This is a genomic window from Micromonospora solifontis, assembly GCF_003725545.1.
Classification (GTDB): domain Bacteria; phylum Actinomycetota; class Actinomycetes; order Mycobacteriales; family Micromonosporaceae; genus Micromonospora; species Micromonospora solifontis.
Map to the genome: position 1 here is coordinate 1 of NZ_RJLN01000104.1, position 15,823 is coordinate 15,823.

The 15,823-nt window shown below is 72.7% G+C and carries 7 protein-coding genes; 2 read left to right on the plus strand and 5 right to left on the minus strand.

Going from position 1 to position 15,823, the window contains the following annotated elements; genetic code table 11:
• Both EFE23_RS24425 and EFE23_RS24430 read right to left on the minus strand, forming a co-directional pair.
• A partial coding sequence (locus EFE23_RS24425; protein WP_199737211.1) for a type I polyketide synthase occupies positions 1–1,713 on the minus strand: 1,713 nt, incomplete at its 3' end.
• A complete protein-coding gene (locus EFE23_RS24430) occupies positions 1,703–10,369 on the minus strand; it encodes a type I polyketide synthase (protein ID WP_158675913.1) in 8,667 nt (2,888 codons plus the stop codon). The genes EFE23_RS24430 and EFE23_RS24425, both read right to left, overlap by 11 nt.
• 520 nt (positions 10,370–10,889) lie before the next feature.
• Between EFE23_RS24430 and EFE23_RS24435 the strand changes: the two genes are divergently transcribed.
• Positions 10,890–11,540 (plus strand): DUF1579 family protein, encoded by a 651-nt coding sequence (locus EFE23_RS24435; RefSeq protein WP_123243267.1) that lies wholly within the window; start codon positions 10,890–10,892, stop codon positions 11,538–11,540.
• 55 nt (positions 11,541–11,595) lie between these two features.
• Here the strand turns inward: EFE23_RS24435 and EFE23_RS24440 are convergent, their stop codons facing one another.
• The gene (locus EFE23_RS24440; RefSeq protein ID WP_158675914.1) at positions 11,596–12,237 is read right to left on the minus strand and encodes a helix-turn-helix domain-containing protein; all 642 of its coding nucleotides are present in this window, start codon (positions 12,235–12,237) and stop codon (positions 11,596–11,598) included.
• Between the two features lie 441 nt (positions 12,238–12,678).
• Complete coding sequence (locus EFE23_RS24445; protein ID WP_123243269.1) at positions 12,679–12,912, minus strand: DUF5988 family protein; 234 nt, start codon at positions 12,910–12,912, stop codon at positions 12,679–12,681.
• 241 nt (positions 12,913–13,153) lie between these two features.
• Between EFE23_RS24445 and EFE23_RS24450 the strand changes: the two genes are divergently transcribed.
• On the plus strand, positions 13,154–13,918 hold the full coding sequence (locus EFE23_RS24450) for a thioesterase II family protein (RefSeq protein ID WP_123243270.1): 765 nt from the start codon (positions 13,154–13,156) through the stop codon (positions 13,916–13,918).
• A gap of 64 nt (positions 13,919–13,982) precedes the next feature.
• Here the strand turns inward: EFE23_RS24450 and EFE23_RS24455 are convergent, their stop codons facing one another.
• Positions 13,983–15,419, minus strand: a complete 1,437-nt coding sequence (locus tag EFE23_RS24455; RefSeq protein WP_123243271.1) for an acyl-CoA carboxylase subunit beta — start codon at positions 15,417–15,419, stop codon at positions 13,983–13,985.
• Positions 15,420–15,823: the final 404 nt, after the last annotated feature.

Sequence of the window (15,823 nt, forward strand, 5' to 3'; positions counted from 1 at the left end):
CGTGAAACAGAACGCCACCGCCCCATCCCGGTCCACCACCGTCGTGCCCAGCTGCGGGTGCGGCTCGCCCGCCGCGAGGGCGGTCAGCGCGGCGACGAAGTCCGCGCGGTCGGCGGCGGTGACCACCGCCCGGTGCGCGAACCGGGTACGCCGGGCCAGGGCGTCCGCGACCGCGGCCGGTGCGACGTCCGGATGCCCGGCCAACCACTCCACCAGGCGGCCGGCCTGGTCCCGGAGGCCCTGCTCCGTCCGGGCCGACACCAGCCACGCCGCCCACCCGTCCCAGGTGTCGACCCCCGAGGTGTCCGCGACCTCCGTCGCGGGCGCCTCCTCGACGATCACGTGGGCGTTCGTGCCACTGATGCCGAACGAGGACACGCCCGCCCGGCGCGGCTGCCCGTCCGACGCCCAGCCCAACGCCCGGTCGAGCAACCGCACCCGGCCGCTGTCCCAGTCCACATGCGGGGTGGGCGCGTCGATGTGCAACGAGCGGGGCAGCAGGCCGTGCCGCAGCGCGAGGACCATCTTGATCACGCCGGCCACGCCGGCGGCGGCCTGGGTGTGGCCGATGTTCGACTTGATCGATCCGAGCCAGAGTGGCTGGTCGTCCCGCCGCTGCTGCCCGTAGGTGGCGAGCAGGGCCTGCGCCTCGATGGGGTCGCCGAGGGTGGTGCCGGTGCCGTGCGCCTCGACCGCGTCCACGTCGGCGGGGGTCAACCGGGCGTTGGCCAGGGCCTGCCGGATCACCCGCTCCTGCGCGGGACCGTTCGGGGCGGAGAGCTGACTGCTCGTACCGTCCTGGTTGACCGCGGATCCGCGGACCACCGCCAGGATCGGATGCCCGAGCCGACGCGCCCGGGACAGCCGCTCCACCAGCAGCAGGCCGACACCCTCACCCCAGCCGGTGCCGTCGGCCGCCGCCGCGAACGGCTTGCACCGCCCGTCGCCGGCCAACCCCCGCTGCCGGGCGAACTCCACGAAGTTGTCCGGCGTGGTCATCACGGCCACCCCGCCCGCCAGCGCCAGGTCGCACTCGCCGTTGCGGATCGCCTGGCAGGCCAGGTGCAGCGCCACCAGTGACGACGAGCACGCCGTGTCCACCGTGACCGCCGGCCCCTCCAGGCCCAGCACGTACGCCACCCGCCCGGACACCACGCTGGACGTGTTGCCGGTGAGCAGATAGCCCTCGATCCCCTCCGGCGCCTGGTCCCGCTCGTGCAGTCGGGGCCCGTAGTCCTGGGCGACCACCCCGGCGAACACGCCGGTGGAGCTGCCGCGCAGGCTCGTCGGGTCGAGGCCGGCCCGCTCGATGGTCTCCCAGGCCACCTCCAGCAGCAGCCGCTGCTGCGGATCGGTGGCCAGGGCCTCCCGGGGGCTGATCCCGAAGAACCCGGGATCGAAGTCGCCCGCGTCGTGGAGGAAGCCGCCTTCCCGCACGTACGTGGTGCCCGGGGTGTCCGGGTCGGGGTCGTACAGGGTGGCCAGGTCCCAGCCCCGGTCGGTGGGGAAGTCGCCGATCGCGTCGGTGCCGGCGGCGAGCAGTTGCCACAGCTCCTCCGGGGAGGTCACCCCGCCCGGGTACCGGCACGCCATCCCGATGATCGCGATCGGCTCGCGGGCGCGTTCCTCCACCTCCTGCAGGCGCTGGCGGGTCTGGTACAGGTCCGCCGTGGCCCGCTTGAGGTACGCGACCAGCTTCTCCTCATTCGCCATCCGTGGCCACCTCACCGGTGAGATCGAGCTGCGTGAGTTCAACGTCCAGGTCCTGGTCGAGCAGGTGGAACAGCTCCTCCGGCGTGGCCGTGAGGATGTCGGCGGCGAACGCCGCCGGCGCCGGTTCCCCGCCGGTGAGTTGGTGCAGCAGCCCTTGCAGGCGGCTGACCAGGGTGTCCCGCCCGTCCGAGGCGTCGCCGTTCAACGCCCGTACCGCGGCCTCCAGCCGGTCCAGCTCGGCCAGCGCCAGTTCGGCCGGGTCGGGCTGCCGCGGCGTGAGCTGCTCCGCCAGGTATCCGGCCAGCGCGACCGGGGTCGGATGGTCGAAGACGACGGTGGCGGGCAGCGACAGGCCGGTGAGCCGGCTGAGCTGGTTGCGGAACTCCAGCGCGGTCAGGGAGTTCAACCCCAGCTCCAGGAAGCCCCGGTTCTCCCCGATCCCCGATGCGTCGGCGTGCCCGAGCGCCTTCGCCAGCTGCCCGCGGATCAGTTCCGTCAGCAGGCGCCGCCGCTCGGTGGCGTCCCGGTCGTGCAGCAGGTCCGACCACCGGCCCGGTGCGCCGGGCGCGACGACGGCGGCGGAACGGGTGAGGTGCGCGGGGAGGTTGGCCGGGTTGAGGTGGGCGGTGACGGGGTCGGGGTGGCGGGTGGTGAGCGCCGCGTTCAGCAGGGTGAGGGCGTGGGGGGTCGACAGCGGCGTGATGCCGGTGCTCTCGAGGCGCCGGAGGTCACCCTGATCGAGGTGGCCGGTCATGGTGCTGGTGTCGGTCCAGTAGCCCCAGTTGAGGCTGGTGGCGGGTTGGTGGTGGGTGTGTCGGTGGTGGGCGAGGGCGTTTTGGAAGGTGTTGGCGGCGGCGTAGTTGGCTTGGCCGGGGGTGCCGAGGGTGGCGGCGATGGAGGAGTAGAGGAGGAAGTGGGTGAGGTGGTGGTTGCGGGTGAGGGTGTGTAGGTGCCAGGTGGCGTCGACTTTGGGGTTGAGGGTGGTGTGGAGTTGGTGGGGGGTGAGGTTGGTGAGGGTGGCGTCGTGGAGGGTGCCGGCGGTGTGGATGACGGCGGTGAGGGGGTGGGGGGTGTTGTCGATGTGGTCGATGACGGCGGCGAGTTGGGGCCGGTTGGTGGTGTCGCAGGTGGTGATGGTGACGGTGGCGCCGAGGCCGGTGAGGTGGTGGACGAGGCTCGCGGTGTCGGGGTGGTGGGGTCCTTGGCGGCTGACGAGGTGCAGGTGACGCACGCCGTGCTGGGTGATCAGGTGCTGGGTGGTGTGCCGGGCGAGCGTGCCGCTGCCGCCGGTGATGAGGGTGGTCCCGGTGGGATCGAAGGGCCGGGAGGTGGGCTTCTGGGCCGGCCCAGGGTGGGTTCCCGGTGACGACGGGGTGTCCGGGATCAGGTGGGCCGTGCGGAGAGTGCCGGTCCGGAGGGCCAGTTGCGGCTGCCCGGCGGCGATGGCGGCCGGAAGGATGCGGAGGCTGTCCGGGCTGTCGTCGGTGTCGATGAGGGTGATGCGGTCGGGGTGTTCGGTTTGTGCGGTGCGGGTCAGGCCCCAGCAGGTGGCGGCGGGCAGGTTGGTGAGCTGGTCGTGGTCGCTGGTGGATATGGCGCCGGTGGTGAGGATGGTCAGGTGGGTGGTGCCCCAGGTCGGGTCGGTGAGGAAGGTTTGCAGGGTGTGCAGGAGTTGTTCGGTACGGTCGTGCACGGTGGCTGGCACGTCGTGGGGGTCGTCGTTGGGGTGATGTGCCGGTAGTGGCAGGACGATCCGTGGTGGTGTGGGGATGTGGTTGTCGGTGACGGCGTGGTGCAGGGTGTCGAGGTCGGGGTGGCAGGGCAGGTCCCAGCCGGGCACGGGCTGACCGATGCTGACCCATCCGTCGGTGTCGGCCGGCGTTGCCGGCAGCGCCACCGGCGCCCAGTCCAACCGCCACAACTGCCCACGGACGGTGCCGCGGCCGAGCAGGTCGTCCACCCGTACCGGGCGGAACTCCACCCTCGCCACCGACAGCACCGGGGAGCCGGACGGGTCCACGGCCGCCAGCACGTACGCGTCCGCGCCCTCCCGGCGCAGCCGGACCCGCAGCTCCGTCGCGGGTGCCGCGTGCAGCCGTACGTCGGACCAGGACACCGGCAACGCCACCGTGCCGTCCCCGCCGGACTCCCCGGGAGCGACGAGCCGCAGCGCGGCGTCCAGCAGCGCCGGGTGCAGGACGTGACCGTCCCGGCTGTCGACGCGTACCTCCGCGGCGAACTCCGTGTCGCGCTGCCAGGCGGCGGACAACCAATCGGCGGCCGGCTCGCCACCCGCGGCCGTCACCCGCTCCCGCAGCGCTGCCAGGTCGACCGGCGCCCAACCGGGCGGCGGCCAGGCGGTGTCCGGCCGGGGCGCCGGGGCGCCCGACGAGGAGATCAGCCCGGTGGCGTGCCGGCGCCAGACCACCTCCGGGCCGGTGCCGTCGGCCGCCGTACCCATGTGGATCGTGATCGGCCGTCGCCCGGACTCGTCGTCGGCGGCCACCGTCACCTGGACCTGTACGTGCCCCTGCGGCGGCAGCGCCACCGGTTCCCGCACGGTCAGTTCGTCGACCTGGTCGCAACCCACCTGGTCCGCCGTGTGCAGGGCCAGGTCCAGGGTCGCGGTCGGCGGCAGCAGCGTCGCGCCCAGCACCCGGTGCCCGGCCAGCCAGGGCTGCTCGCCCACTCCCAGCCGCCCGGTCAGCACCACGTCCGGCGTACCGGCCAACTCCAGGGCCGCCGGCAGGATCGGGTGCGTGCTGGGTCGTAGTCCGAGGTGGTGGGTGTCGGTGGTGGGGGCGGCGGCGAGCCAGTAGCTCTGGTGGTGGAAGGGGTAGGTGGGTGGGGTGGCGTGTGTCCGGGTGTGGGGGAGTAGCCGGGTCCAGGTGATGGGGTGGGTGGTGTGGGTGTGCAGGAGTGCGGTGTTGGTGAGGAGGGTGTGCCAGGGGTCGGTGTCGCGGCGCAGGGTGTGGATGGCGGTGATGTCGTCGTCGATGGTGGGGGTGAGCAGTGGGTGGGGGCTGATTTCGATGAGGGTGTGGTGTCCGTCGGTGATCAGTTGTTGGGCGGTGGGGTGGAAGTGGACGGGGTGGCGGAGGTTGTCCCACCAGTAGTCGGTGGTCAATTCGGTGCCGGGGAGCACGGTCTGGCGGGTGCTGCTGTAGAAGGTGGTGTCGGTGGCCTCGGCCTGGACGGCCACCGCGGTCAGTTCGGTGTGGAGTGGGTCGACGTGGGGGCAGTGGCTGGCGTAGCTGACCGGGATGATCCGGGCTTGGTGGCCGTGGTCGGTGAGGGCGGTGTGGGCGGCTTGGATGGCAGCTGGGGTGCCGGAGAGGACGCAGGCTGTGGGGGCGTTGTGGGCGGCGAGGTGCAGGTCGGCGGCGTGTGCGGGCACGAGTTGGTGCAGTAGGTGGTTCAGTTCGTCGGGGGTGGGGCCGGTGACGGCGAGCATGCCGCCGGTGCCTTCGATGGTGGTGAGGACTCGTCCTCGGTTGGCGATCAGTTGGGCGGCGTCATTGAGGGTCAGCGTGCCGGCGGCGTGTGCGGCGGTGATTTCGCCCTGGCTGTGGCCGATGACGGCGTGGGGGGTGATGCCGTGGTGCCGCCAGAGGGCGGTGAGGGCGGTGGTGACGGCGAAGAGTGTGGGTTGGACGACGTCGACCCGGTCGAGGCTGGCCGCCCCCGGCTTCTCGAGGATGACGTCGCGCAGTGACCAGTCGATGTGTGGGTGTAGGGCTTCCTCGGTCGCGTCGATGCTGTCGCGGAAGACGGTGGAGGTGCGGTAGAGCTGGTGGGCCATGGCGGGCCATTGGCTGCCCTGGCCCGGGTAGATGAATGCGATCTTCCCGCCGTCACTCGCCTCACCGATGGTCAGGTTCGGGTGTTCGCCCCCGTCGGCCAGGGCGGTCAGCGCCTCGGACAGCTCGTCGAGGGTGCGGCCGAGGATCACGGCGCGGTGCGGGAATGCCGTGCGGCTGGCCAGGGCGTGTGCCACTGCGGCGAGGTCGACGTCTTCCACACCGGAGGCCCAGTCCCGCAGCCGGCGGGCGTACTCCCGAAGCGCGGTCCCCGTCTTCGCCGACAGCAGCCACGGCACCCACCCGCCACCCGGCAGGTCCCCCGGCTCCGCGCCGCCGACGGCGACCGCCGATACGACCTCGGCCTCCGGCGCCGGAGCGGCGGGCGAGGAAACCAGCGGCGTGGGTTCCCCGGCGGGTGCTTCTTCGAGGATCACGTGGGCGTTGGTGCCGCTGATGCCGAAGGAGGAGACGCCGGCGCGGCGGGGGTGCCCGTTGGGCGTCCATTCGACGGGCTGGTCGAGGAGGCGGACGTTGCCGCTGTCCCAGTCGACGTGGGGGGTGGGGGCGTCGATGTGCAGGGTGCGGGGCAGCAGGCCGTGCCGCATCGCGAGGACCATCTTGATGATGCCGGCGGCGCCGGCGGCGGCCTGGGTGTGGCCGATGTTCGACTTGATCGACCCGAGCCAGAGCGGCTGGTCGTCCCGCCGCTGCTGCCCGTACGTGGCGAGCAGCGCCTGGGCCTCGATCGGGTCGCCGAGGGTGGTGCCGGTGCCGTGCGCCTCGACCGCGTCCACGTCGGCCGGGGTCAACCCGGCGCTGGCCAGGGCCTGCCGGATCACCCGCTCCTGAGACGGCCCGTTCGGCGCGGTCAGCCCGTTGCTCGCGCCGTCCTGGTTCACCGCCGAACCCCGAAGCACCGCGAGGACCCGGTGCCCGCGTTCCCGGGCGACGGAGAGCCGTTCGAGCAGGAGCAGGCCGGCGCCCTCGCCCCAGCCGGTGCCGTCGGCCGCGGCGGCGAACGGCTTGCACCGGCCGTCGGGGGCGAGTCCGCGTTGGCGGCTGAATTCGATGAGCATGCCGGGGGTGGCCATCACGGTGACGCCACCGGCGAGGGCGAGGTCGCACTCCCCGGTGCGGATCGCCTGCGCCGCCAGGTGCATCGCCACCAGCGACGAGGAGCAGGCGGTGTCCACGGTGACGGCGGGGCCTTCCAGTCCGAGCACGTACGCGATCCGCCCGGACGCCACGCTCGTCGTGTTCCCCGTCAGCACGTACCCCCCGACGTCACTTGACGCCTCGTGCATCCGCGGGCCGTAGTCCTGGGGCATGGCACCGACGAACACGCCGACCCGCTCACCCCGTAGGCCGGTCGGGTCGATGCCGGCCCGCTCGACCGCCTCCCACGCGGTCTCCAACAGCAGCCGCTGCTGCGGATCCATCGCCGTCGCCTCACGCGGGCTGATCCCGAAGAATTCCGCGTCGAACCCCGCGACCCCGTTGAGGAACCCGCCGTACCGGGCGTACGTCGTGCCGGGGGAGTCGGGATCCGGGTCGTAGAGGGATTCCACGTCCCAGCCCCGGTCGGTGGGGAGCGGGCCGATCGCGTCCCGGCCGTCGACCAGCAGCTCCCACAACTGCTCCGGCGTCGCGACCCCGCCCGGGAACCGGCACGCCATTCCCACGATCACCACCGGCTCGTCCGCCGGGGCAGCAGCCCCGAGCGTCACCGCCGGCGCCGGGCCACCGACCGCCAACCGGTGGACGAAGTCGACCAGCCGCTCCGGCGTCGGATGGTCGAAGGTGACCCCGGCCGGCAGGTCGAGGCCGGTCGCCGCCGCGAGATCGTTGCGGAACCGGACCGCCATCAGCGAGTCGAAGCCGAGGTCCTTGAACGTCCGGGCCGGGTCGATGCCGTCCGCCGTCGAATGGCCCAGGACGAACGCGAGCTGGTCGAGCACCGCCTCACGGACCAGCCGGCGGCTACCCGGCCCGTCGAGGGCGCGTACGCGGTCGCGCAGCGACCACACCTCCACCGACGCCCCCGCGCCGTCCGCGTCGACCGGTCCCGCCGCGTCGACCGGTCCGGCCGCTTCGACGGGTCCCGCCGCGTCGACCGGGCGGGCTGCGCCCGCTGGCGCGCCCGCGTCCGCGCCCGCCGGAGAGTCCGCCCCGTCGCTTCGCCCGGGAACCGGTACCCGCGCCCGCTGCGCCTGGGCCGTGGTGTCCAACCAGTGGCGCCGGCGCTGGAACGGGTAGCCCGGCAGGTGCGGCGGGTCGAACCGGGCGGCCCCGACCGGCCAGACGTGACCGGCGTCGACGGTGTGCACCGCCGCCGCGGCGGCGAGGCCGGTACGGTCGCCGGGCTGTTCGCGATGCAGCACGTGCACTGCGGTGACCGCCCCCGGCAGCGTCTGGACGTGCAGGGTGGTGAGGGTGGCGTCCGGTCCGAGTTCGACGAAGGTTCGGACGCCGTGTTGGTGGTGGAGGGTGGTGATGCCGTGGGCGTAGTGGACGGGGGCGAGGATGTGTTGGACCCAGTAGTCGGGGTCGGTGAGTTGGTCGGTGGTGGCGAGTTGTCCGGTGATGTTGCTGACCACGGGCAGTGTGGGCGGGTGGTAGGTGAGGCCGGCGGCGACGGTGCGGAATTCGTCGGCGATGGCCGCCATGTGGGGTGAGTGGAAGGCATGACTGACCTTCAACTGGGTGGCTTTGCGGCCGTTGTCGCGCCATTGGCTGGCGAGTTGTTCGCACACGTCCCGGTCGCCGCTGATGACCGCTGTGTGTGGGGTGTTGATGGCGGCGATGGTGACGCCGTCGTGGCCGGCGGTCAGCTGTTCGGCTTCGTCGCGGGTGGCTTGTAGGGCGATCATCGCGCCGGGGGTGGTGATGCTGTTCATGAGTCGGGCGCGGGTCGCTACGAGGAGAGCGGCGTCGTCCAGGCTCAACACGCCGGCGAGGTGGGCGGCGCTGATTTCGCCGAGGGAGTGTCCGGTGAGGTGGTCGGCGTGTAGTCCGAGTTGGGTGGTGGCGACGTGGTGGAGGGCGGTGTGGAGGGCGAACAGGGCGGGTTGGGTGTAGGCGGTGCTGTCGAGTAGGCCGGCGAGGTCGGTGTCGGGTTCGGCGAACACGACGTCCTGGAGCCGGTGTTCCAGGTGCGGGTTGAGCGCCTCGCAGGCCTGGTCGAACGCCTCCCGGTAGACCGGGTTGGTGGCGTACAGGTCCGCGCCCATGCCGGGGTACTGGCTGCCCTGACCCGTGAAACAGAACGCGGTGCGCCGGCCGTCGGTGGCGACCCCGGTCACAGCCAGCGGATGCGGGCGCCCGTCGGCGAGCGCCTCGAGCGCGGCGGCGAACTCGTCCCGGCCGGCGGCGGTCACCACCGCCCGGTGCGGGAAGCGGCTCCGCCGGGCCAGCGCCACTCCGACCGCCGCCGGCGTCACCTCCTCCTGCCCGGCCAGCCACGCCCCCAGCTGCCCGGCGTACGCGCGCAGCGCCGGTCCGGTCTTCGCCGACAGCACCCACGACACCCACCGGTCTCCGGTCGCCGCCTCGGCGGTGTCGACCGGGGCGTCGCGGACCACCACGTGGCAGCTCGTGCCGCCCATGCCGAACGACGACACCCCGGCGTGCAACGGCCGGTCCGGTCGGGGCCACCCGGTGAGCTCCCGCTGCACCGCCAGGCCGAGGTCGTCCAAGGGGATGTCCGGGTGGGCGGTGTCGAAGTTCAGACTCGGCGGCAGCTCGCGGTGCCGTACGCACAGTGCCAGCTTGACCAGGCCGACGATGCCGGCGGCGGCCTCCAGGTGCCCCACGTTGGTCTTGGCCGAACCCACCCGCACCGGGGCGGCACCGGCGCGCCCCCGGCCGACGACGGCGCCGAGCGCCGCCGCCTCCACCGGGTCGCCGACCCGGGTGCCGGTGCCGTGCAGCTCCACGTACTGCACCTCGACCGGGTCCACCCCGGCCCGGCGGTACGCCGCGGCCAGCACCCGCTGCTGGCCCTCCCGGCCGGGCACGGTCAACCCCTCGGTCGCGCCGTCGTTGCCCACCGCCGAGCCGTCGATCACGCAGTAGACGCGGTCCCCGGCCGCGACCGCCTCCGCCAGGGGCTTGAGCAGCACCAGCGCCCCGCCCTCGCCCCGCACGTAGCCGTTCGCCCGCGCGTCGAAGGTGAAACACCGGCCGTCGGGGGAGAGGCCGCCGAACCGTTCGGCGCCGACCGCGCTCTCCCGGAGCAGGTTGAGATTCACGCCGCCGGCCAGGGCCACCGTGGACTCGCCGGAGCGCAGGCTCTCGCACGCCAGGTGGACGGCGACCAGCGACGACGACTGTCCGGTGTCCACCGCCAGGCTCGGCCCGCGCAGGTCGAACAGGTAGGAGATCCGGTTGGCGAGGATGCTGCGGTGCACGCCGGTCACCGTGTGCGGGGTGACCAGCTCGGGGCCACCCCGATAGCTGAGGTGGGCGTAGTCGTCCCAGATCGCGCCCACGAAGACACCGGTCGCGGAGCCGGCGAGCGCGGCGGGCGTCGTCCCGGCGTCCTCGACCGCCTCCCAGGCCAGCTCCAGCATCAGCCGCTGCTGCGGATCCATGGCCGCCGCCTCACGCGGCGACACACCGAAGAAGTCGGCGTCGAAGCCGCCGACGTCGTCGAGGAAGGCCCCGTGCCGTACCGTCCCGTCCGTGCTCCACCGGTCCGCGGGCACCTCGCCCACCGCGCCGGCTCCGGCGCACAGCAGCCGCCAGAAGGCCCCCGGCTCCGCCGCGCCCGGCAGCCGGCACGCCAACCCCACCACCGCCACCGGGTACGGCCGACCAGATTCCTCTCCAGGCGCGGCGTCAGGTCGGGTCATGTGCCTTCCCTCATCTTCCGTTCCTCTTCTGGTGGACGGGCCGGTGACAGGTGGCACGCCATCCCGGATACGCATTTCCACATTTATGAGGGACAGGGACGCAACCGGACTGTCTCGAAAATGACGGATGCCGGCTCCGACAATTCTCTGTCCAGTCGACAAGGATAGGTATCGGCAATCAGCCGGGATAGCCCCTAGCACCCCTACTTCGACCCCGCGGCGGCGGTGCGCAACCCCTGCTCACCCCTGTTCCGCAGCCGTTCCACGCGGTCACACCCGCAGCCCGCTCGCCGGCCGGCCCGGGGTGTCGGCCTTCTGCCGCCGATCGCCTTGACTCGTCGGATCGGCTCCCATTACGTTCCCGTTCGACACATTTTCGTGCCGGCCGAAAGTTCCCGTTGCTTACCTCCGATCGTGGCGAACGGACGTCGCCGGCGTGCCCGGCCGTACGTTCCCGAGAAGAGCGGAATTGTGACGGTCGAACCGCGCCGGCGCCCGTTCCCACGAATCGGGAGGAAGAATGAATTCTCGGAAAGCGGCCGCACCCGCCGGTGCCCGGTCGCGGCTGCGCCGCGGGCTGGCGCTGGGCGCGACGGCGGTGCTCGGCGCCCTGGCCCTCGGCTCGGCGGCGCCCGGCAACGCCGCGCCGGAGAGCTTCCCGGCCCTCGGCGACGACCTGGCCGCGGTCAACCGCTCCGCCACCGCCGCGCCCGCCCAGATGAGCCAGCTCGACTTCCTGCTCGGCAACTGGAAGTGTCTGGTCACCACCCAGATGCACGGCCAGCCGACGATGACCAACACCACCTACCTCTCGGTGCGGTCCATCCTCGGCGGTCACTGGTACGAGCTGCGTTCGCTCCAGCTGCCGAGCACCTCCAACCCGCAGCGGGTCGTCGCCCGGCAGGTCTACGGCTGGGACCCGGCGGCGCAGCAGTTCACCACCTACTACTTCGACGACGCGGACGGCCAGGGCACCGGCAGCGCCCCTCAGGTCACCACCGGGCACGCTGTCTTCACCGGCACCTACCTGTTCAACGGGTTCCGCCACATCGGCCGGGACGACCTCTACTCGCCGGCGCCGGACAAGCTCTACAACGACGTCTCCATGGCGATGGAGTCCACTCCGGACCAGCTCTTCCCGGTGGGCGCCGCCCGCTGCGACCGGCGCTGACCTGCTCGCCGCTCCGGGCGGGCCGCACCACCGGCCCGCCCGGGCGGATCAGTCGTCAGACCGTCACGCGGAGCCGCTCGATGCCGGGCAGCACCGACAGCAGCGGCGGGTATCGCCAGTCCGGAGACCGCATGGTCAGCTCGACCCGCAGCTGCCGCCCGGCGCAGACCCGCAGCTCGTCCGACATGCCCACCAGCAGCGACGGCGGGTGCCGGTCGCTCGTGGCCGGTCCGATCGCGGCGGCGAGCACGTACCACCGTCCCACCGGCACCGGGTCCAGCAGCCACGGCCCGGGCTCGTCGACCAGCTCGGAGATGACCGGCCGCCCCCGGGGGACGGGGCTGTCGAAGACGCCCACCAGGACCGGGGAGTCGGCCCGGGGCACCGCCCGGATGGTGCCGGAGAGACTGCCGGTCGGCCGGTCCCGCGGCGTCCGCGGTTCGCCGTCCTCGGGGAGCGGCTCACCCTGGGCCACTCGACGGTAGGCGGTGGGGGAGAGGCCGACGCACTCGGTGAACCGGCGGGTGAAGGTGCCGAGGCTGCCGTAGCCGACCTGGACGCTGATCTCCGCCACGCTCAGCGTGGTGGTGGACAGCAGGTGCTTCGCCTCGTTGATGCGTACGGCGGAGAGGAACCGGCCCGGCGTGACCCCGGTGACCCGGCGGAACGTCCGCAGAAAGTGAAACTTGCTTATCATCGCGGACCGGGCCAGGTCGTCGAGGCTCAGTGGTTCCTCGTAGCGATCCCGGATTGCGTCAATGGCTCGTCGAATGCCGTCTTTCACCGTCGCCCCCCGCAATAATCGGTCTCCCAACGGGGAGTCTCCTGTCGTCCGCTGCCAGAACGCGCACAGATCACTGTTATGCGAGGCCGGGTTCGCGACAGTTCCGGGAAGCCGTGCTCCACCGTTGCGAAACGGGAAGAAGAACCCGTACCGCGCCAAGATGGTACCGCAATCCTGGCGCTGCGTGACGAGTCGCCTGCATTGAGTTGCCAAACTGGGTGGTTTCCGGCCAACGGCACCGAGCCCGACAGGCGGGAAATGGACCGTTGGCGGCCTCCGGGTGCTGCGCCGGGATTTGCGCTTAGGTCAGAACGATGGGGACCCGCGCGTTCTGTCGCATTTGGACGGACGGCCTCACTCCGCCACCCGGGTACGCGTGGTCCAGCGGAAAACCACCGGATCCCGGGACGCCACCGCGCCGGCCGACTCTCGTTCGAAGTGCTCGTAGCCGCCTCGGTGGTGAATCTTCACCTTCTGTCCGTCGGAGGGCAGTCGCTGACTCCGGGCGGTTGCCGGCAGGTCGCTCGGTCCGCCGACGAGCACCGCCTCGATCGTGTTCTCGACGACGTTTTCGGGCGAACTGGTCATCGCTGCCCCCCATCCTGCGGGTTATGTTTGCGAATTGACTGCTTTCATCATCGCTGGCGGATCTGCGATTGGGCACCCGTAATGCACCCCTATCCTGCGGTGGGGCCTGCGGAAATAGGGGCGCGGGCGGCCGGTCAAGTGTGCGGCGGCAAATACAATCGCCGAGGCGGTATAGCGTGGCACGCCGACCGCCGTTGTCGGCCCGGCCGGGACAGCGCCGGCCCCATTTCCAGGACGGTGAATGCAGGTGACGACGGCTTTTTCCCAGGACGTCTGGACCCGCCGATACCACGACGCGGGGCCGGACGCGGTGCGGCTGGTCTGCTTTCCGCACGCCGGCGGCTCGGCCAGCTTCTACTTCCCGGTCTCCCGGGCGCTCGCGCCGCGCCTCGAGGTGCTGGCCGTGCAGTACCCGGGCCGCCAGGAACGCCGCCGCGAGGCGGCGGTGGACTGCATCCACGAACTGGCCGACCGGATCGCCGAGGTGCTCCCGCTCGACGACGGCCGTCCGACCGCCTTCTTCGGGCACAGCATGGGGGCAACCCTCGCCTTCGAGGTGGCCCACCGGCTCGAGCGCGAGCGCGGCCTGTCGCTGCTGCACCTGTTTGCCTCCGGGCGCCGGGCACCGGGCCGGGTACGCGTCGAGGACCTGCACCGGCGCGGCGACGACGCGATCGTCGCCGAGCTGCGGCGGCACAGCGCCACCGATGACCGGCTGCTGGCGGACCAGGAGTTGCTGCGGATGATCCTGCCGGCGCTCCGCTCCGACTACCGGGCCATCGAGACCTACCGGGAGCGTCCCGGCACCCGGCTGCGCTGCCCGTTGACGGTCCTGGTCGGCACCGCCGACCCGCTGGTCACCCGGGACGAGGCGGAGGCGTGGCGGGCGTACACCACGGGCCCCACCGACGTCCGCTACTTCCCGGGCGGCCACTTCTATCTCACCGAGCGGGCCGAGGAGGTCCTCGCCGTGGTGACCGGGGCGCTGACTCCCGTCCGCCGCTGACGACCGGACCGCCCCGCGTCGCCGGGCGACGCGGGGCGGCGGTGCGCGTACCCGGGCCGGGGTCTCAGAGTGGGATGTTGCCGTGCCTGCCGCGACGGTGCCGAGCGGCGGCGAACGCCTCGGCCAGCCGCCGGCGGGTGTCCGCCGGCTCGATCACCTCGTCGATCACGCCGAGCGCGAGACCCCGACGCACCCCGCCGGACTCCCGGCGGTGCTCCGCCACCAGGCGGGCGCGAAGCGCGTCCACCTCCTCCGGCGGCGCCGCCGCCAGCTCCCGCCGGTGCAGCACTCCCACCGCGGCCTCCGCGCCCATCACCGCCACCTCCGCCTCCGGCCAGGCGAAGACCCGGCTGGCGCCGAGCGACCGCGAGTTCATCGCGATGTACGCCCCACCGTACGACTTGCGGGTGATCAGGGTGATCCGCGCGACCTCGGCCTCGGCGAAGGCGTGCAGCAGCTTGGCGCCGCGCCGGACCACCCCCTCCCATTCCTGCCCGACCCCGGGCAGATAGCCGGGGACGTCGACCACCACCAGCAGGGGTACGCCGAGGGCGTTGCACATCCGCACGAACCGGGCCGCCTTCTCGGCGCTCTGTGAATCGAGGCAGCCGCCCTTGCGCAGCGGGTTGTTGGCCAGCACCCCGACCGTCCGCCCGGCGAGCCGACCGAGCCCGACCACCATGTTCCGGGCCCAGCCCGGCTGGAGTTCCTCGAAGGTGGGCCCGTCGTCGTCCCGGTCGAGCAGGTGCCGCACCAGCGGCCGCACGTCGTACGCCCGGCGGCTGGACTCCGGCAGCAGGGCCCGCAGGTCCGGACCGCCGGCCGCCGCACCCACGTCGATGTGCCCGGGCCGGGCCAGCAGCTCGGTGATCCGGCGGGCCCGCAGGTACGCCTCCGCCTCGGACCCGGCCGTCACGTGCGCCACCCCGGACCGCCGGGCGTGCACGGCCGGACCGCCCAGCGACTCCATGTCGACCTGCTCCCCGGTCACGCTCTGCACGACGTTCGGGCCGGTGACGAAGACCCGGGCCGCGTCCGACATGATCACCAGGTCGGTGAGCGCCGGACCGTACGCGGCGGCCCCCGCCGCCGGACCGAGCACGACCGAGATCTGCGGGATCCGACCGGACGCCTTGGTCATCATGGCGAACATCCGCCCGACGCCGTCCATCGACTCGACGCCGTCGGCCAGCTTGGCGCCCCCGGAGTGCCACAACCCGATCACCGGCCAGTGCTTCCACAGCGCCAGCCGGATCGCCTCGATGATGTGGTCCGCGCCGGCCGCGCCGAGCGCCCCGCCCATCCGGCCGGCGTCGGTGCAGTACGCGACCACCGGGAAGCCGCCGATCCGGCCCCGGACCGCGGTCACGCCGCTGTCGTCGGCCGGGTGCATCGGCAGCAGGCTGCCCGGGTCCAGCAGCCGGCCCAGGCGGGTGGCCGGGTGCCGATCGTCGGTGCGGACCGCCTCGTCGGCGCGGGGCGCGGTGAGTGTGACCGTCATGGTGGACCTCCGCAGCGCGGGCTCGGATGTGAGGGGGTGCCGCTCACGCTAACGACGAGATCGCGCGCCGCTGAACCCCTAGCCCACCCCGGATCCGGTGCCCTCCGGAGCGGATTCCACATGCTCTGCTAGGGGTTGCTCAATCGCCGCGTACGCGCTTCGCTGTCCTCGGCGCCCGTTCGCGCGCAGGCGGATCTCCGCCCGGCAGCCCAGCACGCGGACCGGGGTGGCTCGCGTAGGCCGCCCCCTTCCGGGCGCGCCGCGCCGGCCGCGACGCCGGCACGTCCGGCCGTACCCGGTGGAGGACCGTCATGACCCTGGCAGCGAGCAATGGCAAGCGAACCCGCCGGCTGGACCGGGTGGTGATCCGGTTTGCGGGTGATTCGGGCGATGGGATGCAGCTT